Genomic DNA, 17082 nt, shown 5'->3' on the forward strand with positions numbered 1-17082 from the left:
TTCTTGGACATTGCCCGCTATACGCTGCGCGGCCCGAGGCTTCAACCGCCGTTACCCCCAAGATATGGCTATTCGGCCGGGGCTGGCAGCGGTGCCGGGCGGGAGCGATTACGCAGCCGATCGATCAGGAGATAGATCACCGGCGTGGTGTAAAGCGTCAGCACCTGCGAGACGAACAACCCGCCGATGATGGTGATGCCCAGCGGGCGGCGCAGTTCCGTGCCCGGCCCGGTCGCGATTACCAGCGGGATCGCCGCGAATACCGCCGCCAGCGAGGTCATCAGGATCGGGCGGAAGCGCACGGTGCAGGCCTCGAAGATCGCCTCGGCGGGCGACAGTCCGCGATGCCGCTCCGCCTCGATGGCGAAATCGACCATCATGATTCCGTTCTTCTTGACGATGCCGATGAGGAGAATGATGCCGACGAAGGCGATCACGGTCAGCGGCGTATTGGTAATCTGCAACGCCAGCAACGCGCCGAGTCCCGCCGAGGGCAGCGTCGAGATGATGGTCAGAGGATGCACCAGGCTCTCATAGAGCACGCCCAGCACGATATACATCGCGATGAGCGCGCCGAGGATCAGCAGCGGCTGCCGCCCCGTGGTCTTGCTGAAGTCACCGGCATTGCCATCGAAGCCGCCCCGGATTCCTTCGGGCATATGCAGTTCGTCGACCGCGCGCTGGATGTTGCCTGTCACGGCATCGAGCTGCACGCCGGGTAGCGTGTTGAACGACACCGTCGTCGACGGGAAACCCTGCGAGTGGAACACCGCCAGCGCCGACAACGTGCGCGACATGCGCACAACCGCCGACAGCGGCACCTGCGACCCATTCAGGCCCGCGACATAGATTCGATCGAGATCGGACGGATCGTTCTGGAATTTCGGATCGACTTCCAGCACCACCTTGTACTGGTTGCGCTGGGTGTAGATCGTCGAGATCTGCCGCTGCGAGAATGCGTTGTTCAAGGCGTTGTCGATGTCCTGCACCTTGACGCCAAGGCTCGATGCCATCTTGCGGTCGATGGTCAGCGTCAATTGTAATCCGCCGGGATCGCGGTCGCTCGACACATCGGTGATGCCCTCGACGCTCTCCAGCCGTTTGCCGACCAGCGGTGCCCATTTCTGCAGGAGATCGAGATTGGTCGAGGTCAGCGTGTATTGGTAGTTAGAGTCGCTCTGGCGTCCGCCAGCGCGCAGATCCTGGGCAGCAAACATGAAGAGACGAATACCCGGGACCGCGCTGAGCTTCGGACGCAACCGGTTGATGACGTCTTCGGTCGACGCTCCATTGCGCTCCTCTGGTGGTTTCAAGGCGATAAACATCGTGCCGCGGTTGGCGCCGCCGCCGCCCGGGCCGCCAGTGCCGCCAAGCGACGAGCCAACACTGGCCACGCCCGGATCGGCCAGCACGAGATCAGCCATGTGCTGCTGCAATCCGAGCATCGCCTGAAACGAGACATCGGCCGATGCGCGCGTTGCACCGATGACGAAGCCACTGTCGTCGTTCGGGAAAAAACCTTTCGGCGTCTTGATATAGAGTGTGACCGTCAGCGCGATGGTGGCGAAGAACACCACCAGCGTCAGGAATGGAAAACCCAACACCACATGCAGGGTGCGCTCATAGAATGCCACGATGCGTGACAGCGTGCCTTCGACAATGCGGTCGAAACGGGTTTCGGTGCTCGACAGACCGCTCTTGATATATTGTGCGCAGATCATCGGTGTCACCGTCAGCGACACCAGCGTCGAGACGATAATCGAGAATGTCAGCGTCAACGAGAATTCGCGCAGCAATCGGCCGACCAGACCGTCCATGAAGATCAGCGGGATGAAGGCGGCAATCAACGACAGGCTGATCGATAGCACCGTGAAGCCGATCTGCCTGGCGCCGGCGAGCGCCGCCTGCATTGGCGCCATGCCCTCTTCGAGATTGCGGTACATGTTCTCGATCATGACGATGGCGTCGTCGACCACAAAGCCGACAGAGATCGCCAGCGCCATCAGCGACAGATTGTTGATCGAGAAGCCGGCCAGCCACATGCCGACGCAGGTGCCGGCCAACGCCAGCGGTACCGAGACGCCGGCCGCGATGGTGGGTGTGCCACGACGCAGGAACAGGAACACCACGGCCATTACCAGTACGGCCGTGGCAAATAGCGTCCACTCCATGTCCTCGACCGAGGCTCGAATGGTACCCGTGCGGTCGGTCAAAACCGAAATCTCGATCCCCGCGGGAATCCATTGTTTCAGATCGGGGATCAGCGCTTTCACCCGATCGACGGTGTCGATGACGTTGGCGTCGCCCTGTTTGGTGATCTGGATCAGCACCGCCGGCTGCTTGTTGAACCAGGCAACCGAGCGGCTGTTGCGCGTCGCATCCTGAACATCGGCGACATCAGACAGCCGCAGATAATTGCCGTTCGAACTCTTGACGATGATCTCGCGAAATTCTTCCGCCGTGCGCATCTGCGGATTCATCGAGATCGTCTCGCTCTGCCGCGATCCCTGGAAGATGCCGACAGGACCGAGCGGATTGGCATTGACGATGGCAGTGCGCACGTCGTCGGTGGCAATCCCGGCATTCGACAGCGCGACCGGATTGAGTTGGATGCGCACTGCGGGCTGGTCGGCGCCGCTGGCAGTGACTTCGCCAACCCCCGGCACCTGCGACAGCCGCTGTACGATCACGGTGTCGGCGACGTCGTAGATTGCGGACGCGGACATCGTCGGCGACGTCAAAGCGAGAATGAAGACAGGTGCGGCTGACGGATTCGCCTTGCGGAACGTCGGTAGCGTCGGAAGATCGGTCGGCAGATCGGCCATCGACGCATTGATGGCAGCCTGGACGTCACGCGCGGCGCGATCGACATCGCGGCCGATCGCGAATTGCAACTGAATACTGGTCGAGCCCAGCGAACTCGTTGAGGTGATCTGATCGAGGCCGGCGATGATGCCCAGACGTCGTTCCAGCGGCGCAGCAACGGTCGCCGCCATGATCGACGGATCGGCGCCGGGACGCGACGCCTGCACCCGGATCATCGGGAAATCGACATTGGGCGTCGCTGCGACGGGCAAGAAGTGATAGGCGACGACGCCGAGAAGAAACAGTCCGATCGCTAGCAACGTAGTGCCGACCGGCCGCATGATGAATGGCGCTGAGATGGAGATGGAAGCCACTAGGGCGGCCCCCCTGCTCCCGCCGTTCCGGCTGCACCCGTGACGGGCGGTGCACTCTTCTCGAACCGGCGATTGATGCGATCCAGCGCCAGATAGATCACCGGCGTGGTGTAGAGCGTCAGGATCTGGCTGAGTAGCAGACCGCCGATGATCGACACACCGAGCGGGAAGCGCAGCTCTGCGCCGGTGCCGCTTTCGATCGCCAGCGGCAACGCACCAAACAATGCCGCCAGCGTCGTCATCATGATGGGCCGGAACCGCAGCAGACAGGCTTCGACGATCGCCGCTTCCGGTGCCATGCCGCGATTGCGCTCGGCATCCAGCGCGAAGTCGATCATCATGATCGCGTTCTTCTTGACGATGCCCATCAAGAGGATGATGCCGATCAGGCCGATCACGGACAGATCCTGTCCGGTCAGCATCAGCGCGAGTATGGCGCCGACGCCGGCCGAAGGCAGCGTCGAGAGAATCGTGATCGGATGAATGTAGCTCTCATAGAGCACACCGAGCACGATATAGATCGTCACCAGCGCCGCGAGGATCAGCCACGGCTGTCCGGACAGCGACTTGGAAAACTCGGCCGCATCGCCGGAGAACATCCCGACAATGCTGGTCGGCATGCCGATCCGGGTCTCGATCTTTTTGACTTCCTCAACCGCGTCACCAAGCGCCTCGTTCGGTGCGAGATTGAAGCTGAGCGAGATCGCGGGGAATTGCGCCTGATGCGAGATCGCCAGTGGCGCCGTGGTACGCGTCAATGTAGCTACGGCAGACAGCGGCACCTGCGCGCCTGCCACACCGGGCAGATACAGTTTCGACAGCACATCGGGATCGCGCTGCTGCGACGGCAATGCTTCCAGCACGACGCGGTATTGATTGGCCTGACCGTAGATAGTCGAAATCTGGCGCTGCGCGAAGGCATCATTCAGCGTGTCGGTGACGCCCTGCAGGTTGACGCCCAATTGTCCGGCGCGCTGTCGGTTGATATCGAGCGAGGCCCGCAATCCGCCGGTCTGCGCTTCCGAGGACACATCGCGGAACATCGGATCGCGGCGCAATTCGGTGACCAGCTTCTGCGACCATTCGGTCACCTGCGCAGCGTCGGTCCCTGTCAGCGTATATTGATACTGCGAGCGGCTCGCTTGCGTGCTGATCTGGATATCCTGCACGGGCTGGAAATATACGGTCATGCCCGGGATCGCCGCAACGCGATCCTTGAGTCGCGCGATCACAGCATTCATGTCATCCTTGCGCTCGCCGCGCGGCTTCAGGGTCATCACCAGCCGACCGACATTGGTGGTCGGATTGACCGAGCCGCCGCCGATCACCGAGATGATTCCTGTCACATCCGGATCGGCCTGGATCGCCGCCGCCGCCGCGCTCTGCCGGCTCTGCATTTCCGTGAAAGACACGTCGGCGCCGGCTTCTGTCACCGCAGTAATCGAGGCCGTGTCCTGCAGCGGCAGGAAGCCCTTGGGGGCGATGACATAGAGGCCGAGCGTCGCGACGATGGTCAGGAACGTGACGACCAGCGTCGCCGGCTGATGCTGCAACACCCACAACAGCGTGCGGTGATAGAATGCCACCATACGGTCGATGAAGCGGCTGACGGCGCCCAAGCCGGGCACCTGCCATTCATCCTTGGTGTGCTTCAAAAGCCGCGAGCACATCATCGGCGTCAGAGTCAGCGAGACCACGGCAGACATGACCACGGCGATGGTCAGCGTCATCGCGAATTCACGGAACATGCGGCCCACAAGACCGGACATGAACAACAGTGGAATAAACACCGCAATCAGCGACACCGTCAGCGAGATCACCGTAAAGCCGATTTCGCTGGCGCCTGCCAAAGCTGCCTGCATCGGGCTCTCGCCCTCTTCCATGTGACGGACGATGTTCTCGATCATCACGATGGCGTCGTCGACGACAAAGCCGGTACCGATGGTCAGCGCCATCAGGCTGAGATTGTCGAGGCTGAAGCCGGCGAAATACATCACGCCGAAGGAGGTGATTAGCGACAGCGGCAGCGCCACACCGGCAATCAGCGTTGCACGCAGCGACCGCAGGAACAGCAGCACCACCAAGGTCACGAGGATGACGGACAGCACCAGCGTGAATTGCACGTCATGGACCGAGGCGCGGATGGTCACGGTGCGATCGCTGACGATGGTCAGCTTGACGCCGGCCGGCATCGAGCGCTGCACCTTCGGAATTTCCTCGCGTATCTGGCGAACGACCTCGATGACATTGGCACCGGGTTGACGCTGGATCTCGATGATGACGGCAGGCGTGCCTTGATACCAACCGCCAGTGCGGTCGTTTTCCAGCCCATCGACGATCTGCGCGATGTCGCCGATGGTGACAGGGGATCCGTTGCGATAAGCGATAATGATCGGCCGATACTGATCCGCCGCCGCGATCTGGTCGTTAGCCGCAATCGTGTAGGCCTGCTGCGCGCCATCGAGCGAGCCCTTGGGACCCGACACATTGGCGCCGGCGATCGCTGCGCGCAGGTCTTCCATCGCGATGCCGTAGGCAGCGAGCCGCGCCAGATCCGCCTGCACCCGCACCGCTGGCTTCAAGCCGCCAAGCACGGCAACCTTGCCGACACCCGAAATCTGGCTGAGCCGCTGCGCCAGCAATGTATCGGACAGGTCGCTCATCGATCGCAGCGAGATGGTGTCCGAGGTCAGCGCCAGCGTCATCACCGGCGCGTCGGCCGGATTGACCTTCGCGTAGACCGGCGGATATGGCAGGTTTTTCGGCAGAACGCCGGCGGCCGCATTGATCGCCGCCTGCACGTCCTGGGTCGCGCCATCGATATCGCGGTTCAGATCGAACTGCAGCGATATCTGGCTGACGCCGAACGAGCTCGTCGAGGTCATCGATGACAGCGACGGAATCTGTCCGAGCTGACGCTCCAGAGGCGCGGTGATCAGCGACGCGGTCACTTCGGGGCTCGCGCCCGGCAATTGCGTCGAGACCTGCACGGTGGGGAAATCGACCTGCGGCAGCGCCGACACCGGAAGCCCGAAGTAGCCAAGCGCGCCACCGATCAACAACGCGATGCCGAGCAGCGACGTCGCGATGGGCCGGCGGATGAAGGGTTCCGAGACGCTCATGACTGTGCGCTCTTTGGTATCGAAATCATCAACTCAAGCGATCGATCGTGCGAACATCATGGCTACTTCGCTCCCGATGGCGCAGCGCTCGGGCTGGCTGGAGGCGGCGTCTGGCCAATCGGCGCCTGCGGATTGCCCTGGCCGCTCGCGCCACCCGAATTCTGGCCACGCTTGCCACGACGTTCGCCGGCATCATTGCCCTTGCCCCCGCCACGCTTGCGTGGTGCCAAGTCGGCGGTCGGTTCCTGATCGTTGGTGCCGACAGAAACCTTCGATCCTTCTGCGAGATTGGCAAAGCCCGTGGTGACAACACGCTCGGTCGCCGACAGGCCCTTGGCGATGACGGCCGTGGTCTCGTTCTGCTGCGTAACGGTGACCGGCACCGCCTTGACGATGTCGCCCTCCTCGATCACGTAACTGAACGTGCCGGCGGGACCGCGTTGCACGGCCGAGGTCGGCACCACCATCGCATCCTTCACTGTCTCGACTTTCAGCCGCACATTGACGAACTGGCCGGGCCAGAGCTGATAATTCGGGTTCGGGAATTCGGCCTTCAGCTTCACGGTGCCCGTGGTGGTATCGACCTGATTGTCGATGCCGGTGAGCGTACCGGTATCGATGACGGTGACGCCGTCATTGCCGAACACGTCGACCATCAGCGTGCCCTTGGCAGCAGCGGCATTGGCGCGGACGATCTGCTGCTGCGGCAGGCTGAACACTACGGCGATGGGCTGCAGCTGCGTGATCACCACGAGGCCCGTGGTATCGGAGGCGTGGATGATGTTGCCCTGATCGACCTGACGCAGGCCGGCCCGGCCAGAGAGCGGCGCGATGATCTTGGTGTAGCTCAGCGTTGCGGCGGCATTGTCGATGGCAGCCTGATCGGCATTCACCAGCGCCTCCTGCTGGGCAACAAGCGACTTCTGGGTGTCGGCCTGCTGCTTGGAGCCGGCGTTTGACGTTGCGAGCTGCTGGTAGCGGATCAGGTCGAGCCGCGCATTGGCCAGCGTCGCCTCGTCCTGCGCTTTCTTGGCGACGGCCTGATCGTACAGCGCCTTGTAGAGCACCGGGTCAATCTCGCCGAGCACATCGCCCGCCTTGACGTCCTGGCCTTCCTTGAAATTGACCTTGATCAGCTTGCCGTCGACCTGTGCGCGCACCGTGACATTGTTCAAGGCCTTCACCGAGCCGACGCCATCGAGATAGACCGGCACGTCCTGGATCTTCGGCGTCGCCGCGAGCACCGGCACCGTCATCATGTCCGGCCGGAAACCGCCGCGGTTGGCGGTCTGACGCTGCTGGAAGGCGTTCCAGCCGATATAGCCGAGCCCGCCGAGGATCAGCAGCGTCACGGCGATCGACACCGTGCGTCGGCGCGCCTTGCCGGCGACCTTGGCGACACCATCGCCCGTCGCTTTCGCGGCCTCTTTCAACTCCGGCTTAAAGAGCATTGACCGGTCTTTCCATTTTCGGCTCCCAGCCGCCCCCCAGCGCCTGATAGAGGCTGATGATCGCCTGCAGCCGCGCCAGTTGCGCCTGCGACAGGACATCTTCCGCCTGGAACAGTGTCAGTTGGGTGTTTAGCACAGTTACGATGTCAGCGGTTCCGGCGCGCAATTGCTGCTCGGACAGTTCGAAAGCCCGCTTCGACGCGCGGACCACCTCGCGTTGCAGCCGCAACCGCTCGGTGGTCTGGCGGATCGCGACCAGCGCGTTGTCGACGTCGGCAAAGGACTGGACGACGGTCTTTCGATAGGTCTGCAGGAGCTCGTCCTGCCGCGCCTGGGTCAGTTCGAAATTGCCCTGGATGCGCCCGCCATCGAAAATCGGCTGGGTCAGGCCGCCGACGAGGCTGAAGAAGGCGGCGTTGGGTTGGAACAGCGAGGCCAGTGCAGCGCTCTGATAACCGCCCGAGCCGGTCAACTGGATACTCGGAAAGAACTGCGCCCGGGCGCTGCCGACATTGGCCGTGGCCGAGGCCAATTGCGCCTCCTGCCGGCGGATATCCGGCCGCTGGGTCAGCAGTTCCGACGGCAGGCCGGGCGTGACGCGCGGGGCTGCGATATTGTTCAGCGAGCCGCCGGCCACGCGCACGCTTTCAGGGGGCCGGGACACTAGCGTCGCTAGCGCATTGACGTTCTGCGCCAGCGTGGTGCGCAGCGGCGGCACCGCAGCGCGCTGATTGGCCAGCACGCTTTCCTGCTGCGCGACATCGAGATCGGTGCCGGTGCCGGCACTGAAGCGCTGTTTGATCGCATCAAGGATGCGCTGCGCGCTGGCGATGTTGCGCTCCGCCGTGCGAATGCGGTCCTGCGAGGTCAGCACCTGGAAATACGCATTGGCGACCGCCGCCATAGTGGTCAGCGCCACCACGTCGCGGTCGAAACGATTGGCCGTCGAGGTCTCTTCCGCAGCCAGCGCCGCGTCGCGGTTCTTGCCCCAGAAATCGATCTCGTAGCTTGCCGAGAGCGAGGCCGAATAGGTCACCACCTCGCGGCCGCCATTGGTCAGGCCGCTGGAGCTTGAGCCCGAGGTCCGCGAATAGGTCTCCTGCCCGCTGCCGCTCACGCTGGGCAGCAGCGCGGCGCCGGTGATTCGGGCCTGGGCGTCCGCCTGCATGATTCGCGATGTTGCCGCAGCGATATCGAGGTTGACCGTCTGGGCCTCCTCCATCAGCTGCGTCAGTTCCCTGGAGCGAAAGCCGCGCCACCAGTCCAGTGTCGGCGTGGCGCCGTTCGGATTGGCCAGCCGTGCCGCCTTATAGCCCTCGGGAATATCGAGCGCCGGATCAGGCAGATCCTTGGTCAAAATGCATCCTACCGAACTGGCAGCAACGGCAAAGGCGATGACCGAACGCCCGATCTTTTTCGCGAAGACGAGATTCACCGCACGAACATCCGGACAAGGCTCCGCCGCGCGCGCTTTGCGCCGAGATTCGGGGCGTTGGGGTATGCAGCCTGAGACACGTTCACCGGGTGATGCTGGTCAATGAAGCGAGCCCGCATTCTAGCGGCCCAATCATCCTGCGGACAGTGTTCTTACGTGTCGCAACGTGCAAGCGGCACGGATGCTCGACGCCGGCGAATGAGCGGATTTGCACAGATTCTCCCGATTTTGTGGGGCTTTTTGGTCCCTGACAGACGCACCGGCAGATCAGGCTTACGAAGATTTCATGTGTTCATTTGTTGCTGACGCCCGGATTGCGTTCCCCTGTGCCACCGGCACCGTTTTGAAACCCGCCGGGATGTGATGCATGCGCTGCTCAAGCCCATGGGCCGTCGCTTCAGTTGCCGCGTGAAGAGCGGTTGATCGATCACGATCGGCTTGACGATGCGGACCGGATGCCACTGCCGTTCGGCGTCAATCGTGCCGCGTGAAGCAGGCCATGCAAGAAATACCCGCTTGGCGAGCAAACAAGGCCGCGCTTATACTCCTGCAAAATCGTCCGCGCGTTGACCGGATTTCGCAGCGCACAAAGATGATCCTGTTCGACAGAAGAGCGGCGGCCACATCCTTCTATGCGACTTGAATTCGGGCACAGAACCACGAACTCCCCTGGATCTGCACATGTCTGATCTGATCGTTCTCACTCCGGAAAATGTCGACAAGGCGCTGCCGGATCTGCCGCGCATCGTCCGGCTGGCATTGGGCTTCGGCTCGCGTCTGCGCCGCGGCACGCTCGACGTGACACTCCCCGATGGCCGGCGTGTCCGCCTCGGTGGTATGGAACCCGGTCCCGCGGCGGAGATGACGATCACCAGCTATGCGTTCGCGTCGCGTCTTGTGAATGGCGGCGATATCGGCATCGCGGAAGCCTATCTACATCGCGAATGGGACACGCCGGATCTCACACAATTCCTGTATCTGTTCTGCGTCAATCACGATCTCATTCAGATGATGCTCGGCAACAATCCGCTGATGCGCTTCGTCCAGATCGTTCGCCATTGGTTCAACCGCAACACCAAGCGGCAAGCTCGCAAGAACATCTACGCGCACTACGACATCGGCAACGCGTTCTATTCCGCGTGGCTCGATCCGAGCATGACTTATTCGTCGGCGATTTTTGAGGACGGCGCGCAGGATCTCACCGCCGCACAGAACAACAAATATCGCCGGCTTGCAGAAGCAATCGATCTGAAGCCCGGCCAGAAAGTGTTGGAGATCGGCTGCGGCTGGGGTGGCTTTGCCGAATATGCCGCGAAGAACTACGGCGCGCATGTCACCGGCCTCACCATCTCGACCGAGCAGCGCGATTTCGCGCGCAAGCGAATGCAGAACGCGGGCCTTGGCGACAAGGTCGAGATCAAGTTTCAGGACTATCGCGACGAACGTGGACAGTATGACCGCATCGCTTCGATCGAGATGATCGAGGCCGTCGGCGAACAGTTCTGGCCGCAATATTTCTCACAATTGCGCGACCGGCTGCTGCCCGGCGGATTGATCGGTATCCAGGCCATCACGATCCAGGACAAGTTCTTCCAGACCTATCGGCGCGAGGTCGACTTCATTCAGCGCTACGTCTTTCCCGGCGGCATGCTGCCGTCGCCGGAAATCCTGAAATCCCTCGGGGCCAGATACGGCGTTCCTGTCATCAAGGAGCGCATATTCGGACTGGATTATGCCAAGACGCTGGCCACCTGGAGAGATAGTTTCCGCGCGGCTTGGCCAAGCCTGACGCCCCTCGGCTTCGACGACCGGTTCCGGCGGCTCTGGGAATACTACCTGGCCTATTGCGAGGCCGGTTTCCTGTCGGGGAATATCGACGTCCGTCAGGTCGTATTCGCAAAAGCCCCATAGCCCGCGCTCTGGACTTTCCGCCCTGCGGCACCAGATCTTGGGACCGGCCCCTTCCCTTGTCTGGCCCGGCGGCCTCCACTAGGGTCGCCGCGAGATCGATAACCCGAGCGAAGAATTTCAGCACCATGACCTTCAACAAAGACGTCGTCGAGGCGATCGGCAACACGCCTCTGATCAAGCTGAAGCGCGCATCCGAACTGACCGGCTGCACCATTCTCGGCAAGGCCGAGTTCATGAATCCCGGCCAGTCGGTGAAGGACCGGGCGGGCAAATGGATGATCCTTGAAGCCGAGAAGCACGGCGATCTGAAGCCCGGCGGTCTCATTGTCGAGTCGACTGCGGGCAATACCGGTATCGGTCTCGCCGTGGTGGCGAGCGCGCGCGGCTATCGCACGCTGATCGTGATCCCGGAGACGCAGAGCCAGGAAAAGAAAGATATGCTGCGGCTCAACGGCGCCGAGCTGATCGAAGTGCCCGCGCTGCCGTTCGCCAATCCGAACAACTATCAGCATGTCGGACGACGGCTCGCAGATCAGCTGCGCAAGACCGAGCCGAACGGCGTTCTGTTTGCCGACCAGTGGAACAATCTCGACAATGCCAAAGCCCATTATGAATCGACGGGCCCCGAGATCTGGGAGCAGACTGGCGGCAAGGTGGACGGCTTCATTTCGGCAGTCGGTACCGGCGGCACGCTAGCCGGCACGAGCCGCTACCTGAAGGAAAAGAACAACAACATTGTTACGGCCTGCGCCGATCCAAATGGCTTTGCGATGTATAACTGGTTCAAGCATGGCGAAGCCAAGTCCACACCCGGCGATTCCATCACGGAAGGCATCGGGATTGGCCGCGTGACGCCGGTCATCGAGACCGCGAAGGTCGATACCGCCTTCTTGATCCCTGACGAGGAAGCGGTCGCCGTCATCTACGACCTGCTCCAGCACGAAGGCCTCTGTCTCGGCGGCTCGACCGGAATTAACATCGCCGGCGCGATCCGTCTCGCAAAGGAGTTGGGACCAGGCAAGACCATCGTCACCCTTCTCTGCGACTCCGGCGGCCGCTATCAGTCGAAACTGTTCAATCCCGACTTCATGCGCAGCAAGAACCTGCCGGTGCCGGCATGGCTGGAGACGAAGAGCGATATCTCGGTGCCGTTCGAGAAAGTCTGAGGCGCAAGGCCTCAGCGGAGAATCTGGCTCAGGAACAGCTTCGTCCGCGCATGCTGCGGATTGGCGAAGAACTTGTCCGGTGTATTCGCCTCGATGATCTGCCCGGCATCCATGAATACGACGCGGCTGGCGACTTCCCTGGCAAAGCCCATCTCGTGCGTGACCACCAGCATGGTCATGCCCTCGCCGGCGAGATCGACCATCGTATCCAGCACTTCCTTGACCATTTCCGGGTCCAGCGCCGATGTCGGCTCGTCGAACAGCATGACCTTCGGCGTCATCGTCAGCGCCCGCGCGATCGCCACACGCTGCTGCTGGCCACCGGAGAGCTGACCAGGATAGGCATTGGCCTTGTCCGGAATGCGCACCCGCTCCAGATACTTCATCGCCGCAGCATCGGCGTCCTTCTTCGGCATATGCCGTACCCAGATCGGCGCCAACGTGCAGTTTTCAAGCACGGTCAGATGCGGAAACAGATTGAAGCTCTGGAACACCATCCCGACGTCACGCCTGATATCGTCGATGCGGCGCAGGTTGGGACCGAGTTCGATGCCGTCAACCGTGATGCGGCCTTCCTGAAACTCCTCCAGCGCATTGATGCAGCGGATCAGCGTCGATTTGCCCGAGCCCGATGGCCCGCAGATCACGATGCGCTCGCTGCGGCCGACCGCAAGATCGATGTCGCGCAGTACGTGGAAATCGCCAAACCATTTGTTGAGGCCGGCAACCGAGACGATGGGATTCACGGATACGGACATGTTACCTCAACTGCGTCGATGCACATTGAGCCGGTGCTCGACGAATAGCGAATAGCGCGAGATGCCGAAGCACATCACGAAATACATGATGCCGGTAAAGGCAAAACCGGTGAACAAGGTCGTCGGAGTCGACCAGTTCGGATCGGCAAAGGATGCGCGGAGCTGACCGAGCAGATCGAATAGCGCGACGATGGACACCAGCGATGTATCCTTCAAAAGCGCGATGAAGCTGTTGACGAGGCCGGGAATGACATGGCGCAGCGCTTGCGGCATCACCACCAGACGCGTGGTCTTCCACCAGGACAGGCCCAGCGCACTTGCCGCCTCCGCCTGACCGCGCGGGATCGCCTGCAGTCCGCCGCGGATCACCTCGGCATTGTAGGCACCGGCAAACAGCGCAATGCCGATCAGCGCACGCACCAGCCCATCGACAGTGAAATTGCCAGGCAGGAACAGCGGCAGCATATAAGTCGCAAAGAACAGCACGGTGATCAACGGCACGCCGCGCCAGAATTCGATGAAGGCAATCGAGAACAGCCGGATCAACGGAATGGTCGAGCGTCGGCCAAGTGCCAGCGCGATGCCAACGGGCATCGACGTGACGATGCCGGTGATCGACACCACCAGCGTCACCAGCAAGCCGCCCCACAGCCGCGTATCGACGATCGGCAATCCGCCGCGATCGAGCCGCAGCAAGGCGATGACGGCGGCGACGCCAATAAAGATGAAAATCGTGCTTGCGAGCGCGCGCCAGCCGTTGCGGACATGGCCATTCGATAAGAAGACAAGAAGCGAAACGGTAATCGTTGTTGCCGCCAGTTCGAACCAGACGGGTTCACCCCGGTTGACGCCTTCGTTGCGCAGCCAGTCGAACGGCAGCGCGACGAGTTGCAGGCCATCGCCGAATGCCACGATGCCGTTGCCGATTAACCTGAGCAGATCGCCAAAGACAGCAATATCGGACAGAAGGCCCATACTCCTGAGCCTGCGACCGATCTCCGTGATGTGGACCGCAACGGTCGACAGAAAATCCGCGGCCCAACTGATTCCGAAGCCATTGATGCCACCGCCATACAGCAGGAAAAACGCCACGACGGGGAACGCAAGGAAGAACAGTCCGGCATTCACGCTCTTCGCCGGCAGACGCGGGATCAGCAGCGGCAGAAGTAATAGAGCACCGAGCAGGAAAGTGAGATTGACGCGCCAGCGCTCGGGCTCCGGATAAAAGCCGTAGATGAACTGCGTGAATTTGGCCTGCACGAATGGCCAGCAGGCGCCAACGGCGTGGCCAACGTTTTCCGGCAGGCACGCGGTCCGATCTTGCCCCTGCCAGACGGCGTCGATCAGCAGGAATTTGACCGTGGGGGCAATGGTGAACCAGAGCAGCAACAGGCTGACGACAGTCAGCAGAATATTGGTCGGTGAATTCAGCAGCCGTGTCTGCACAAAACCGACGAAACCCGTGCTGCGCACGGGTGCGGCGCGCTCTGCAACCAGTTCTCTTGCAACGAAGCTGGTATTGCTCATGCGCCCATGCTCCGCGAGATCCGCCAGCCATAGGCGCTCATGATGGCGCTCGTGACCAGCGAGATCACGAGATAGACCGCCATGGTGATGGCGATGATCTCGATGGCCTGCCCGGTCTGGCTCATGGTCGTCCCGGCAAAGACCGAGACGAGATCGGGATAGCCGATGGCGACGGCCAGCGACGAGTTCTTGGTGAGGTTGAGATACTGGTTGGTCAGCGGCGGCAGGATCACGCGCATCGCCTGCGGCACCACGATCAGTCGCAGCGTTGCACCCCGGCTGAGTCCGAGCGATGCGCCGGCTTCGCTCTGTCCCTTGTGCACCGACTGGACTCCCGCGCGAACGATCTCGGCGATGAAGGCGGCGGTGTAGGTCGAGAGCGCCAGTGTCAGCGCGACGAACTCCGGCAGCACACGCAGGCCGCCCGAAAAATTAAAACCTCTCAATACCGGATACTCGAATGTCACGGGCGTGCCGAGCACGAGCGCCGTCAGAAGTGGCAAGCCGACCAGCAAGCCCAGGGTCGCTGGCCAGACGGCTATCACACGCCCCTTGGCGAAGAGCTGCTGTCGCGCATAGACGCGCAACACCAGCGCGGCGATGATCGCAACGATCACAGCGACCGCGAACGCCGTGAAAGCCTCCGTGCCGATCGGCTTCGGCAATCCAAAGCCGCGATTGCTGAGAAAGAAACTGTCCAGCAGCGAGATGCTCTGCCGCGGCTGCGGCAGCGTGGCGAGCACGGCGAGATACCAGAACAGGATCTGGAACAGCAGCGGCAGGTTACGGATCAGTTCGACATAGCCGCCGGCGATGCGCGCCAGCAGCCAGTTCGGCGACATCCGGCCGAGCCCGACGATGAAGCCTATGATGGTCGCGAAGAAGATGCCGATCAGCGACACGACCAGCGTATTCACGAGGCCGACGAAGAACACCTGCAGATAGGTATCCGATTCCGAATACGGGATCAGCGCCTGACTGACGGCGAAGCCCGCAGTATTTGACAGGAAACCGAAGCCGGATGCGATCTTCTGCGCGGCCAGATTGCTGCGCGCATTCTCGACGATCTCATAGCCGATCCAGACAAGGGCAGCGACAAACACGATCTGGAGCACAAAGCCGCTCCAGCCCGCCTGCCCGCCCAGCACGCGTCGCAATTTCGCAACGAGCTGCAGCGGCGGTTTTCTGGCTTCGGTCGACGTCGCCACGGGCGATGATGCGCTCAGCGGATCGGCGGTGCGTATTGGATGCCGCCCTTGTTCCAGAGCTGATTCAGTCCGCGCGAGATCCCTAGCTTGGAGCCCGCGCCGACATTGCGATCGAACACCTCGCCGTAATTGCCGGTCGCCTTGATGATGCGTGCGAACCAGTCCTTGGTGAGGCCCAGCGTTTCGCCGAGATTGCCGTCGGTGCCGAAGATACGTTTCAGCTCCGGCTTGTCGGATTTTGCCTGGTCATCGACGTTCTTCTGCGTGATGCCGAGCTCCTCCGCATTGATCATGGCGAACAGCGTCCAGCGCACCACATCGAGCCACTGATCATCGCCATGACGCACCAATGGGCCAAGCGGCTCCTTGGAAATCACCTCAGGCAGAACGGCATGATCGGCAGGCACGGTGAGCTTCAGGCGTTCCGCATAAAGTTGCGAGAGATCAGCGGTGAAGACGTCGCAGCGGCCCGACTCATAGGCCTTGATGGTTTCGTCGGCGGTCGAGAACGCGATGACTTCATACTTCATGTTGTTGCCCTTGAAGTAGTCGGCAACATTCTGCTCGTTGGTGGTGCCGGTCTGCAGGCAGATCGAAGCGCTATTCAGCTCGAGCGCCGAATTAACCTTGAGCGCCTTGCGGACCAGGAAGCCCTGGCCGTCATAGTAATTGATGCCGGCGAAGTTGACGCCAAGCGACGTATCGCGCGACAGCGTCCAGGTCGTGTTGCGCGACAGCACGTCGATTTCGCCGGACTGCAAGGCAGTAAAGCGATCCTTCGCCGAGAGCGGCACATATTTCACCTTGGTGGCATCGTTGAAGATCGCCGCCGCGATGCCGCGGCACAGGTCGACATCGAAGCCGACCCAGTTGCCCTTGTCATCCGGCGCTGAGAAACCCGGCAAGCCCTGGGTGACGCCGCAGGACAGCATGCCGCGGTCCTTCACGGTCTTGAGCGTCTGCGCAGATGCGCCTTGCGCGGTCAGACTGGCGGCAAGAGCGAGAGAGAACATCAAGGTTGCGCGTTTCATGTAAGGCCTCTTTGGGGACGTCAGGACGCTCGGTCGACGCAAAGAATTGAATGACGAGCCTACGGATCAGTTCCATAGCCGTGAATGGCCCGACCGGAAAGACGAACTACAGCAGAGACGATCTAAAAAGACCGTACGAATCAGCAGGAAATCGCAGATTTCGCGGCAGGTCCCTCAACGTGCCGCGGGGGATCGACGAGGTCCGCAACAGAGAACGATCAGTCAGCCGGGTCAAGGGGTTGACGGCCATCTTCCGTGTCCTCTTAGTGACGGAACCAGCCATTCGGCAACTGA

General features: G+C 61.7%; 10 protein-coding genes. 2 read left to right on the forward strand and 8 right to left on the reverse strand.

The features are described from left to right. Nucleotides 1–68: 68 nt before the first annotated feature. From RSO67_RS02060 to RSO67_RS02075, 4 genes are all read right to left on the reverse strand, one after another. On the reverse strand, nt 69–3146 hold the full coding sequence (locus RSO67_RS02060; RefSeq protein WP_315844146.1) for an efflux RND transporter permease subunit: 3078 nt from the start codon (nt 3144–3146) through the stop codon (nt 69–71). A gap of 32 nt (nt 3147–3178) precedes the next feature. Beyond that, nucleotides 3179–6301 carry an efflux RND transporter permease subunit gene (locus RSO67_RS02065; protein ID WP_315842143.1) on the reverse strand — a complete coding sequence of 1041 codons (3123 nt, stop codon included), beginning with the start codon at nt 6299–6301 and terminating at the stop codon, nt 3179–3181. A gap of 62 nt (nt 6302–6363) precedes the next feature. After that, entirely contained in the window at nt 6364–7752 is a 1389-nt protein-coding gene (locus RSO67_RS02070) for an efflux RND transporter periplasmic adaptor subunit (protein ID WP_315842144.1), read from the reverse strand. Further along, nucleotides 7742–9187 (reverse strand): efflux transporter outer membrane subunit, encoded by a 1446-nt coding sequence (locus tag RSO67_RS02075; RefSeq protein ID WP_315842145.1) that lies wholly within the window; start codon nt 9185–9187, stop codon nt 7742–7744. The genes RSO67_RS02070 and RSO67_RS02075 overlap by 11 nt, the downstream gene beginning before the upstream one ends. 681 nt (nt 9188–9868) lie before the next feature. Here RSO67_RS02075 and RSO67_RS02080 point away from each other — a divergent pair. Together RSO67_RS02080 and RSO67_RS02085 are read left to right on the forward strand one after the other, a co-directional pair. Then, nucleotides 9869–11098, forward strand: a complete 1230-nt coding sequence (locus RSO67_RS02080) for a cyclopropane-fatty-acyl-phospholipid synthase family protein (RefSeq protein WP_315842146.1) — start codon at nt 9869–9871, stop codon at nt 11096–11098. Between the two features lie 125 nt (nt 11099–11223). Continuing rightward, nucleotides 11224–12264: a cysteine synthase A gene (locus RSO67_RS02085; RefSeq protein WP_315842147.1), complete on the forward strand. Its 1041-nt coding sequence runs from the start codon at nt 11224–11226 to the stop codon at nt 12262–12264. A gap of 11 nt (nt 12265–12275) precedes the next feature. On the opposite strand, the gene RSO67_RS02090 is transcribed toward RSO67_RS02085, so the two are convergent. From RSO67_RS02090 to RSO67_RS02105, 4 genes are read right to left on the reverse strand one after another with little or no spacing between them, the layout of a single operon-like run. Next, nucleotides 12276–13022: an amino acid ABC transporter ATP-binding protein gene (locus RSO67_RS02090; RefSeq protein WP_315842148.1), complete on the reverse strand. Its 747-nt coding sequence runs from the start codon at nt 13020–13022 to the stop codon at nt 12276–12278. Between the two features lie 6 nt (nt 13023–13028). Beyond that, on the reverse strand, nt 13029–14549 hold the full coding sequence (locus RSO67_RS02095; RefSeq protein ID WP_315842149.1) for an amino acid ABC transporter permease: 1521 nt from the start codon (nt 14547–14549) through the stop codon (nt 13029–13031). Further along, nucleotides 14546–15757, reverse strand: coding sequence for an ABC transporter permease subunit (locus RSO67_RS02100; RefSeq protein ID WP_315842150.1), 1212 nt, complete (start codon nt 15755–15757; stop codon nt 14546–14548). The genes RSO67_RS02095 and RSO67_RS02100 overlap by 4 nt, the downstream gene beginning before the upstream one ends. A 14-nt stretch (nt 15758–15771) precedes the next feature. Continuing rightward, entirely contained in the window at nt 15772–16788 is a 1017-nt protein-coding gene (locus RSO67_RS02105) for an amino acid ABC transporter substrate-binding protein (RefSeq protein WP_089264281.1), read from the reverse strand. Between the last annotated feature and the right edge of the window lie 294 nt (nt 16789–17082).

Origin of the sequence: Tardiphaga sp. 709 (assembly GCF_032401055.1) — a bacterium.
Taxonomy (GTDB): Bacteria; Pseudomonadota; Alphaproteobacteria; order Rhizobiales; family Xanthobacteraceae; genus Tardiphaga.

Excerpts from the sequence above, each read along its gene's own strand:
- RSO67_RS02060 (WP_315844146.1), bottom strand. The coding sequence starts at position 3,146 with ATGCGGCCGGTCGGCACTACGTTGCTAGCGATCGGACTGTTTCTTCTC.
- RSO67_RS02065 (WP_315842143.1), bottom strand. The coding sequence starts at position 6,301 with ATGAGCGTCTCGGAACCCTTCATCCGCCGGCCCATCGCGACGTCGCTG.
- RSO67_RS02070 (WP_315842144.1), bottom strand. The coding sequence starts at position 7,752 with ATGCTCTTTAAGCCGGAGTTGAAAGAGGCCGCGAAAGCGACGGGCGAT.
- RSO67_RS02080 (WP_315842146.1), top strand. The coding sequence starts at position 9,869 with ATGTCTGATCTGATCGTTCTCACTCCGGAAAATGTCGACAAGGCGCTG.
- RSO67_RS02085 (WP_315842147.1), top strand. The coding sequence starts at position 11,224 with ATGACCTTCAACAAAGACGTCGTCGAGGCGATCGGCAACACGCCTCTG.
- RSO67_RS02090 (WP_315842148.1), bottom strand. The coding sequence starts at position 13,022 with ATGTCCGTATCCGTGAATCCCATCGTCTCGGTTGCCGGCCTCAACAAA.
- RSO67_RS02095 (WP_315842149.1), bottom strand. The coding sequence starts at position 14,549 with ATGAGCAATACCAGCTTCGTTGCAAGAGAACTGGTTGCAGAGCGCGCC.
- RSO67_RS02105 (WP_089264281.1), bottom strand. The coding sequence starts at position 16,788 with ATGAAACGCGCAACCTTGATGTTCTCTCTCGCTCTTGCCGCCAGTCTG.